Here is a 9,875-nt window from a genome sequence, read left to right as displayed (position 1 = left end):
CGACACCGACAGTGTAACCGAGGATGGCCCTCTTGTTGCGACGGGCAACGTGCTGACGGGCGGTGCGGACCTGCTCGACGCCAACACGACGGACGGTGTTGCGGACACGCAAGGTGCCGACGGTGCATCGGTATTCGCCGTAACCAGCGCCAATCTTGGGACGTCGGGGACCATAGGGGTCTCGTTCGCGGGCCAATATGGCACCTTGGTTATCAACGCGAACGGCACTTATACCTACACATTGAATAACGGTCTTGCCGCGGTCCAGAACCTCAATATGGGGCAAACCCTCCAGGATAAGTTCACTTATACGATCCAGGACGGTGACGGCGATCAGTCGGCTACCGACCTGACAATCACCGTCAACGGCGTAAATGACAACGTCGCGCCCGTTGTAGCCAACACTGAAAATTGGGTGCCGAGCGATCCTGCTCAGGAGACAGCGACGGCGCCTGGTTACGCGAATGGCTATCCGTTGCTGGTTCAGCTTCCAACGGATGCCAACGGCGACAATCTGGTCGTCACCTCGACCGGGACGGTTCCTGCGGGGATCTACTACTATAACGGCTCCAGTTACGCGGCCCTCACCGCGGGGATCGTGCTCTATGATCCGTCAAGTGGCATCAATTTCCTTGACGATCTCGTCTACCGGCCAACGAGTTCGACCAGCGACACGATCAACCAGAGCCTTTCGTTGGACGTCTATGACGGCACTGCCCATGTTGCTCAAACGGTCGGTATACACGAGGTCGCATCGACCCACACGCCGACCGATACCCAGCAGCTGGGCAGCGTGAACGATCCCCTGACTTCCGGGTCTGGCCAGTTCTCGGGCTTCCACCCATCTCAGGCAACGGTCGATGGAATTGTCTCAAATCCGAATGGAGCGACGATCGTCGTCTACACCGATTTCCAGAAGCAGCCGAACGATATTCCAATTCCTGCGGATGAACAAAATCCCGGCGCGTACAATGACAATAGTGCGGGCTCTCACCGAGAGCAGGAGGTCCAAGTCGAGCTCGTCATCGGCACTAACCATTTCGTAATCGTGGAGGCGGATACGACCTCTGCAAAGTTCGAACAGAGCTGGTTCTATGATTCATCGACCGGATTGATGAAGGCGACAGTCGATTTCGATCATGTTTATCTGCTGGATGGTTCCGGAAATCCGACAACGGCCACGTTGGCCGACTACATGATCACTCATCCCCCTCTAGCGACGGACAGCTGGACGTTGTCGTTTACCGACAATGCGGGCGGTTCGTATCAGGCTCGGCTTGCCCAATTTCAGTTCTTCACCCACGATCCCGGTGATCCCGGAATCGTGGTGGATGGCAGTGCGACACTTGCCGACCAGATTTATGGGACATCCGGCAAGGATTCGCTGTCGGGCCACGGTGGCGACGATATCATTCTTGGTCGCGGGGGCGATGATGTGCTCAGTGGCGGCCTTGGAAACGACACGCTCGACGGCGGCTCGGGCAACGATACCGCAAACTATCTCGATGCTGGCGGTAGCGTCTCTGTGGATCTGAACATCACCACGCCGCAGACCACTGGAGGAGCCGGAACTGACACGCTCGTCAGCATCGAAAACCTGATCGGCTCCAACTTCGGTGACGTCTTGATGGGTGATGTCAACAGCAACAGCCTTTCTGGCGGCGCGGGCGACGATACCCTCACGGGTCGTGGTGGCATCGACACTTTGGCTGGAGGTACGGGGGCCGACAAGTTCCACTACAACGGACCGAGCGATGCCGGCCCAGGTCTCGGCAATCCCGATCGCATCCTCGACTTCGCTCTTGCTGAGGGGGATGTTTTTGAAATATCGGCGGCAGGGTTCGGAGGTGGTCTGCTAAACGGAACGGATGCGAGCGGAAAGTTCTCGGCGAGCGGCAACGACACCTTCGCGTCCGGAGCAGAACGCTTCCACTTCAACACGGCGACACACACGCTGCTATACGATGCGGACGGCAGCGGGGGCGCCTCAGCAGCAATTGCGTTGGCCGTGCTGGAGAACGGCGCCACCGTCGATGCCGCGCACATCAAGATCGTGGCCTGACTGACGCCGGTGATCCCGACCCGCCGATTCGGCGGGCTCGGGCACCGGGGTTGCGCTCTCTTCGGTCGAATGTGAGCGTCCGAGGAGGCCGCTCACATCAGCAGCGGGAGCGCGCCCTGCCAGGCACCGCCCGCGGCGACGTCCGTGTCGCCCCATTCAGCACCTTCATTATTGGCTGCCGGCGCGGCCTCTGTGGGGGCGGCGAACCGGCGCTGGGCGTATGGCGCGGCGAACAGGTGGACGCCGGCGTGGTCGATGGCGAACAGCGGGGCCAGGTTCGTCGCCCCTGAATCCTCGATCAGCTCGGAGCGCCGGTTGTCAAGCACGAGCCACTGTCCCTCGAGGCGCGCGGCGAGCACGGCGTGGTCCTGCCGCACGGCGCGGTCGCGGACCAGTACGAGCCGCAGATCCTCGCGCGGAAATCCGGCTTCGTGGAGCGCGACATATTTCGCTATCGCATAGTCTTCGCAGTCGCCCTTCGCCGTGGCGAAGGTCTCAAGCGGCGAGCTCCAGCGATCGGCTTCGCCGTGCTGCGCATAGTCGCTGACGTAGCGGACGACCATGTTGACCGCGCGATTGACCTCGTCGAGCCTTGCGCGTCCCGATTTCGCTTTCGCGGCGCCGATCAATCGCAGGAACTGCGCTGCGTTCGAGGGGCAATTGGCGGCGTCAGACTCGCACCGCTTCAGGGTCTCTGCGTCCCTGACCAGCCTGGTCTCGAGGCCCCGCCATTTCTGCCACAACAGGCCTTCGGGCGCGCGGAAGGTGAAGAGGCCGAACGGCTCGTCGCCTTTCGCCGGCACGGGCCTGCGCTCCGGGGCCGCGTCGGTCGCGATGTTGGAAGGTGTCAGCGCCGCGAGACGGACGGCATTCGGCCCGCGGCCGCGCATGGCATCGAGCTTCGCCAGCACGTCGTTGATGCGGAAGAACGTCGCCGGCGCACGCGTTGCCGCGTCAATGCCGGGAGCGAGAGTGTCCTGGGCGTCCTGAGCCAGGGCGTCTTGAGTCAGGGCGTCTTGAGTCAAGACGTCCCGAGCCAGGGCGTCATCGGCCCGGGCGGGCGATGTCACGCCGGCAACGACCAATGCAACCAGCCCCACGCCGAGCGCGCACAGGCCTTTCCGCTGCAATTCCCAATGCAGTGTCATAGACGACGTCCCCTGCGCCGGGAGCGTCGTCAACGTCTATTGCGTCGATCCACGCCCCGATCCTGTTGTCGGATCGAGACTGAGGTCTGCGACGCTTAGGTGAGGTTAAAGCGGGGGGAGGGCGGCAGCCTTGTCGCAAAGGCGGTCAATCGCGCGCTTCGAGCGACCGGCAAATTGTCGCCGCGACCTTTGCGCCCTGTTAACCTTGTCGAAGCCTCAACGCTCGCGCAGGGCTTCGTCGCGCAGTGTGCGGGCCGGCCTCACCAGATAATCGAGAACCGATTTCTCGCCGGTCAGCACCTCGACCGTCGCGATCATGCCCGGAATGATCGGGAGCGGCTTCTGCTCCGTGCCCAGGTGGTTCTTCTCTGTCCGCACCATGACGCGGTAGAAGCTCTCCTGGCGATCCGGGGTCTTTTCGGCCTTGTCGTCGACGATCGTATCGGCGCTGATGCGCTCGACCTTGCCTTTCAGCGAGCCATAGACCGAGGAATCGTAGGCCGAGATCTTCACCACGGCGTCCTGGCCGGGCCGGATGAAGGCGATGTCCTGGGGCTTGATGCGACCTTCGACCAGCAGCGTGTCGTCGAGGGGGACGATGTCCATCACGTTGGCGCCGGGCTGCACGACTGCCCCCACGGTGGTCACGTTCAACTTGTTGACGATCCCATGCACGGGTGCCTTGAGGTCGGTTCGCCGGACCCGGTCCTGCGCCGATTTGATATTTTCATCGAGCACGGCCAGGTCGCCCTTGGACTTCGCAAGATCTTCGTCCGCCTGGGAGCGGAAGGAGGAGACCGTGCTCGCGATCTTGGATTGGGCCTCCGCGAGTTGTCCTCTCATCTCGGTCGCCTGGCGGTCGAGCCGCAACATCTCGATTTCCGGCACCACCTTTTGCTCGTACAGCTTGCGCGTCAACGCCAGCTCCCGATCCAGCAATTTGAGCGTGCCGCCGAGCCGGGCGACCTGCTGGTTCAGGACGTCGACATCCTGCGCCAGTTTCTGCGCGCGCATCTTGAACACGCTGCTTTCCGTGGCCACGGCCGACGGCACCACCTGGTCGAGCTGATCGGGAAAGATCAGCTCGCCCTTTCCCCTGGCTTCGGCCTCAAGTCTGGTGACACGGGCCGCCATCGCAGCCCGCCGTTCCCTGATCTCGCCGAATTCGGATGCAAACTTTGTATCGTCGATGCGCATCAGGGATTGTCCCTGCTGGACGATCGATCCCTCCTGGACGAGGATATCGCCGACGATCCCGCCTTCGAGCGACTGCACCACCTGCATCTGGCGCGCGGGTACGACGCGGCCGTTGCCTCGCTTGACCTCGTCCAGCACGGCGAAATGAGCCCAGGTCAGGAACGTGGCGAGCAGGGCAAGGGACGCTACAAGCAGCATGCGGGAGGTCCGCGGCGCACGAAGCGCGGCGGCAGCCCGAACATCGTTGGCAAACGCGAAATCAGACGACATTGGTTCTGGCCATGGGTGAGGCGGGTTGCTCGGCAGCCGCCGGCGTCGGGGTCTGGCTCGGCGTCGATGGCGCCGGCTTGCCCTGCAGGAGCGCGAGAACCTTGTCGCGGGGGCCGTCGGCGATCAGTCGGCCGTTGTCGAACAGCAGCAGGCGGTCGACCATATTCAGCAGTGAGAGCCGATGCGTCGAGATCAGAATGGTGATCTGCTCTTCGCGCAACGCCCTCAGGCGCTCGAGAAATTCGGCTTCGCTGCGAATGTCGAAATGGGCTGTCGGTTCGTCCAGAAACAATATCCGCGGCTTCCTGATGAGCACCCGCGCAAGGCCGATGGCCTGCTTCTGGCCGCCGGAGAGGCTCCGGCCGCCTTCCGAAATGGGCATGTCGTAGCCCATGGGATGGCCCGCGACGAACGTCTCGACGCCGGCCAGCCGCGCCGCGGCCAGGACTTCCTCGTCGGTTGCCTCGGGTTTGCCCAGCGCGATGTTGTCGCGCAGCTTTCCGAAGAACAGCTCGGTGTCCTGCATCGCAAAGCCAACCCCGGACCGCAGGTCGGACGGATCGTATTGCCGCGAGTCGACACCATCGACGAGGATGCGGCCCTCCTGCGCCTCATAGAAGCCGAGCAGAAGCCGCCCCACAGTCGTCTTGCCGGATCCAATGCGTCCGATGATGCCGACCTTCTCGCCGCCTTCGATCTTGAAGGATACCTTGTCGAGGGCCTTGCCGGGCGCGTTGGGGTAAGTGAAGCTGACGCCGTCGAAAGCGATCGCGCCTTCACGGATCTGTCGAGAGACATAGGCACGCGCAGGGGATCGCTCGCGCTCCAGCGACATAATGCGATCGATGGCCTTTAGCGAACTCAGCGTTTGCGTTCCGCGCGTGATCACCGAAGCGATCCCGGCGATCGGTGCCAGAACGCGCCCCGCCAGCATGTTTGCCGCGACCAGCGCTCCGACCGTGAGCTTGCCGTCGAGTATCAGGAATACGCCGACGACGATCAGGGCGAGGCTGGTGAGCTGTTGGGCCGTATTGGCGCTCGTCAGCGCGAGCGAGGCCCAGAAATGGACGTCTTCGCCCGAGCGGGCCGTTGCCGCGACCGACCGTTCCCAGGCCGTTTGCATGCGCGCTTCGGCGCCGGTCGCGCGTATCGTCTCGAGGCCGGACAGCGATTCGACCAGCACGCCATGACGTGCCGCAGCTTCAGCCTGCTGGCGTTTCATGGCCCGGTCCAGCGGGCGCTGCAATGCCAGGCCGATCAGGAGCATGACCGGCAACATCACCAGAGGTATCCAGGCCAGCGGCCCTGCGATGACAAAGAGAATCCCGACAAACAGCATCGCGAACAGCAGATCCGTCGCGGATACGACGCTGCCGGACGTGAAGAACTCGCGAACTGAATCGAAGTCGCGCAACTGATTGGCGAGGATGCCCACCGACGCGGGACGCTGCGCCATCTTCACGCCCATCACGTGCTCGAAAATGTTGGCAGCGAGGATGACGTCGATCGTCTTGCCGGTGACATCGATCATACGGCTGCGAACCGTCCGGAAGATGAAGTCGAACGCAATCGCCAACCCCATTCCGATCGACAGGGCGATCAGCGAAGGAAGCGCGCCATTGGGGACAACGCGGTCGTAGACGCTCATGGTGAAGAGGGGCGTCGCCAGCGCGAGCATGTTTATCAGGAAGGCTGCAAGCGCGATGTGACCGTAGCCGCGCCAATGCAGCTTGACCACCGACCAAAACCAATGGCTTCGCGGCAGATCGCCGGCAGCGACGGCGCGTGCGTTGCTCTCAACCGTAGCCCTGACGAAGAAAGCGTATCCGGTGTAGCCGGCCGAGATGGTCTGGATCGCGTGAAGCTCAGGGATGCCGGCCTTGAGGGACGGATTGAGGACTTTGACACTGCTTCCGGATTTGTCGAACTCCAGCAGGATCAGCGTCGTGCCATTCTTCATGATGAGGACGGCCGGCAGCACCAGCGCGGGAATATCGGCAATGTCGCGCTTGACGGCTTCGGTCTGGAGGCCCGCGCGCTGAGCCGCACGGTCATAGAGGGGAACTGACAACCGGCCGTCGAGGATCGGCAGGCCGCCTAGCAATGCCTCGCGACTAACGGCACGGCCGTGGTACGACGCCAGGAAAATGAGCGATGATGCAAGTGGGTCGTCGCTTTCGAGGCGACCTGTCGCTTGCTTCGGTTCAGACGCAACGGCTTGCTCCGCGACGGAGTGGCCATGCATGTGCGTTGACTCGGATGCTCGAAACAACAAATGCGAATGTCCAAAATGAAATGATGCGGAGCGAAAAGCGAACCGTCATTCCAGCATAGCGGAAAACGCACGAAATCATTTGGTTAATCGGCAAAAGCGCAACTAAAGGTTAATCTTCGAACCGCCTTTCGCCGATCACGGACGCGCTCGCGGAGTTGGAACTATCTCTGAACCGGCTCGAATGCCGTCGCTAGCCAGTGCGGCTTTCTATCGGCCGCGTACGCGGTAGCGGGAGAGGTGTTGAGTATGACCGGATCGTCGGTGCTTCGCTGCTGCGTGATCCATTCGGATGCTCCCACCATGGTCGGCAGATTGGATCGTGTCGGCCATCTATCCTTGAACGCATCAGGTTCGGGCGCTTCGCTCGCGTAGCCCAGACGGGCGGGAACTCGTTCCGGTGCAGGCACCGGGACGTTCAGCGGTTCGGAACCGGTCTGGGGCAGCTTCACGCGGAGCGTCGGCGCCTTGTAGTCGGGCGTTCCGAAAACCCCAAGATCCACCGGCGCTGCGTCAACAGGCGGCGGAGATTTCAAATATTCAAGCAGCGTGCCCATGGCCGCCAAAAGTTGATAGTCGGCGAATACCACGACGCCACGAGCCGAGGTCAACGAAACCAATGCGTTGAAATACTGGTTCTGGGCATTCAAGAGGTCGATCAGCGAACGCTGGCCCAGCTCATATTCCTTTTGGAAGGCCGCAATCGTCTTGCGATCAGCCTCGAGTTGCCGCGTCAGCGCGGCGATTCGTGTCACGGTGACCGTCCGCGCTGCCCAGGCCTTGTCGATGGATTCGATTGCATCGCGCTGAAGGCGTGCATGCCGCGCGGTACTTTCGACGTAGCGTTCGGACATCTCCGACCGCCGCCAGACATCCTGACCGCCGCGGAAGACATCCCAGGACATGACAACCTTGCCGCTGTAGTCGTCGTGAGTAACCCCAAGATAGGGGTAGGTGTTGTCGTTGTGCGTCGCCCGGCCCTCGAGCGAGAAGGTCGGAACAAAAGCGCCGTCCGTCACGCGAAACGCATGCTTTGCCGCATCGGCGTCGGCCTGCGCGGCCTGAATGGTGGGGTTGAACCGTACCGTGGTGGCAAGGGCCTCGTCGCGGGTCGTGGGCAAGCCGCCCAGTGGTCCCGGGAAGCGAAGATTGATGGGTTCAAGTCCGACGACCTTGCGGAATCTGGCGCGGGACTCTTCCAGGCTCCGGCGGAATTCGGCGAGCGTCGCACGCGCATTTTCAACCCGTTCGCGGGCCTGCTCGAGATCGCCTTCACCGGCGCGTCCGCCGGAAAAGCGCGTGTTGACGTTGCTGAAGATCTTCTCGTGGGTGACGACGTTCTGCTCGCTGAGCGTGACCAGCCGCAAATAGCGCACGACGTCGACATAGGCTTCCGCTGCGTCCAGGGCGATCAACTCGGTCCGCTCGCGAACGCGGAAAGCCGCTGCGTTGACGCGCGCCGTCTGCCGCCAGATGTCGTGAATCGAGGCGAAGCCGTCGAACAAGATCTGCCGGACGACGACGGATTCCTGCGATCCGTTTCGCCACGAGCCATTTCCGACGATCGGGACGGGCAGGGCGGTGCCGGTTGATACGGCAGCGCTCTGGTCGAATTTTTCGGGACCCCAGCGCGCTTCCACGCGAACCTGCGGAAGCAGCGTGCTCTGGGTCTGGCGAAGCTCGCTCTCGGTAGCGCGGCGGTTGGCCGAGGCTTCACCAACTCCAGGGTTGGTACGTACGGCCTGTTTCAACGCGTCATTGATCGAGAACGGTTCGGCTAATGCGCCGCCGCATGGAACCAGAGCCAATGCTGTGAAAACGAAAATGTACTTGAGCAATTTTACCTCCGCCCGTTTCCGAAATTCGGTCGCGGGGTCCCCCATGAAATTGCCTCAAGTCTCGCAAGGACTGAACCGACAAGCTAGGCGCAATGCGGGAAAATTGAGCAATTGTACCGGGTTGTCGCATTTCTGCCACGTCGGAGGCAGAGCGGAGGTGCAATAATACCTCTATCTTCGGAGTGGAGGGCGGCGCCAAACCTGGATGTGACGAAGCGCAAGCTTCCGCTGTGCCGCTTTACCTCTCAGGCTGTTGTCGATCCACTATGCCCGTACTGTTCCGCGGGCGGACGATTCTGTATTGGCGAACAGAAACCGGGCTTCACGCTCAACCGATCGTCCGAAGGAGCCCGCTGCCACAGCGCGAGGACAGGTCGCGGCCGACACGCGGGCCGGCTTCGGCGCCTGTCATCACAGCCATCGTTGCAAGCAGGTGTCGCCGATGCAGAGCGTCGGCGCTGGTAACGCTGCACGGTCCTTTAGGCGAGGAGAGCGCGCATTTTGCTTGCGTCCGGCAAGGCACCTAGTGATATTCACAGAAATGACGTGACTGATTTCTTTCGATTGATATTTTTCGGATTTTCGATGCGAACTCTGCTCATTATTCTTGGCATTTGGCTGCTCATCAATGTTCTCTTCGCCGTGATCATGATCCCCCCGCGGAAGTCGCGGAGGTCGAATGGCGAGCGAGGACAGAGCGGCCTGTCGCCTGCATTGATCGATCCGAATAGCCGGCTGGAAGAGGACGAGGGTTTTTCGCTTCGTCATGCGATTATTGCAGTCGCGCTCGGCGCCTTCTTTTCCCTGAGCCCGCCGTTGCTGCAAGCTTATGATGCGATCGCGGCATTCGTCAGAAAGCTTCGTCGAGGCGAGGGGGCCGGCGTGAAGACTTCGGACGACGAATAGGTGCTGAAATCCGTTCATTCGAGGATCCGTGCCGAGCATGAAATGCGGTTTCCCTGACGTCGATTAACGCCGGCTGCATCGCCGCAGAATGAAGAAACTTCAAAGCGGCGTGTGGGGTGGGGGAAGCGCTCGACATCCTTGGCATGCGTGCGGCGCTATCCGGACAGAGGCCGCGAGCGATC

Annotated in this window: 6 protein-coding genes; 2 read left to right on the top strand and 4 right to left on the bottom strand. The window is 61.9% G+C overall.

Annotation, left to right across the window (positions count from 1 at the left end; translation table 11 throughout):
* On the top strand, positions 1–2,062 hold a 2,062-nt coding region (locus WN73_RS04320; RefSeq protein WP_271551722.1), incomplete at its 5' end, for a VCBS domain-containing protein.
* Positions 2,063–2,154: 92 nt separating this feature from the next.
* On the opposite strand, the gene WN73_RS04315 is transcribed toward WN73_RS04320, so the two are convergent.
* From WN73_RS04315 to WN73_RS04300, 4 genes are all read right to left on the bottom strand, one after another.
* Complete coding sequence (locus WN73_RS04315; protein WP_333937941.1) at positions 2,155–3,243, bottom strand: transglutaminase-like cysteine peptidase; 1,089 nt, start codon at positions 3,241–3,243, stop codon at positions 2,155–2,157.
* Positions 3,244–3,426: 183 nt separating this feature from the next.
* Positions 3,427–4,677, bottom strand: coding sequence for an HlyD family type I secretion periplasmic adaptor subunit (locus tag WN73_RS04310; RefSeq protein WP_011088217.1), 1,251 nt, complete (start codon positions 4,675–4,677; stop codon positions 3,427–3,429).
* The gene (locus WN73_RS04305) at positions 4,667–6,922 is read right to left on the bottom strand and encodes a type I secretion system permease/ATPase (protein WP_271551719.1); all 2,256 of its coding nucleotides are present in this window, start codon (positions 6,920–6,922) and stop codon (positions 4,667–4,669) included. Before WN73_RS04305 ends, WN73_RS04310 begins: the two co-directional genes overlap by 11 nt.
* A gap of 191 nt (positions 6,923–7,113) precedes the next feature.
* Positions 7,114–8,832, bottom strand: coding sequence for a TolC family outer membrane protein (locus tag WN73_RS04300; RefSeq protein WP_110116403.1), 1,719 nt, complete (start codon positions 8,830–8,832; stop codon positions 7,114–7,116).
* Positions 8,833–9,372: 540 nt separating this feature from the next.
* On the opposite strand from WN73_RS04300, the gene WN73_RS04295 reads away from it, so the two are divergent.
* Positions 9,373–9,693: a hypothetical protein gene (locus WN73_RS04295; protein ID WP_439711081.1), complete on the top strand. Its 321-nt coding sequence runs from the start codon at positions 9,373–9,375 to the stop codon at positions 9,691–9,693.
* Positions 9,694–9,875: the final 182 nt, after the last annotated feature.

Source organism: Bradyrhizobium sp. CCBAU 45394 (assembly GCF_028128655.1).
GTDB classification, from domain to species: domain Bacteria; phylum Pseudomonadota; class Alphaproteobacteria; order Rhizobiales; family Xanthobacteraceae; genus Bradyrhizobium; species Bradyrhizobium diazoefficiens.
Note: the sequence above shows the minus strand (reverse complement) of the source record. Positions and strands in the feature narration are given on the sequence as shown.

What these genes read in the sequence shown, in the direction of transcription:
- WN73_RS04295 (WP_439711081.1), top strand. Translation starts at nt 9,373, where the DNA reads ATGCGAACTCTGCTCATTATTCTTGGCATTTGGCTGCTCATCAATGTT.
- WN73_RS04300 (WP_110116403.1), bottom strand. Translation starts at nt 8,832, where the DNA reads ATGGGGGACCCCGCGACCGAATTTCGGAAACGGGCGGAGGTAAAATTG.
- WN73_RS04310 (WP_011088217.1), bottom strand. Translation starts at nt 4,677, where the DNA reads ATGTCGTCTGATTTCGCGTTTGCCAACGATGTTCGGGCTGCCGCCGCG.
- WN73_RS04305 (WP_271551719.1), bottom strand. Translation starts at nt 6,922, where the DNA reads ATGCATGGCCACTCCGTCGCGGAGCAAGCCGTTGCGTCTGAACCGAAG.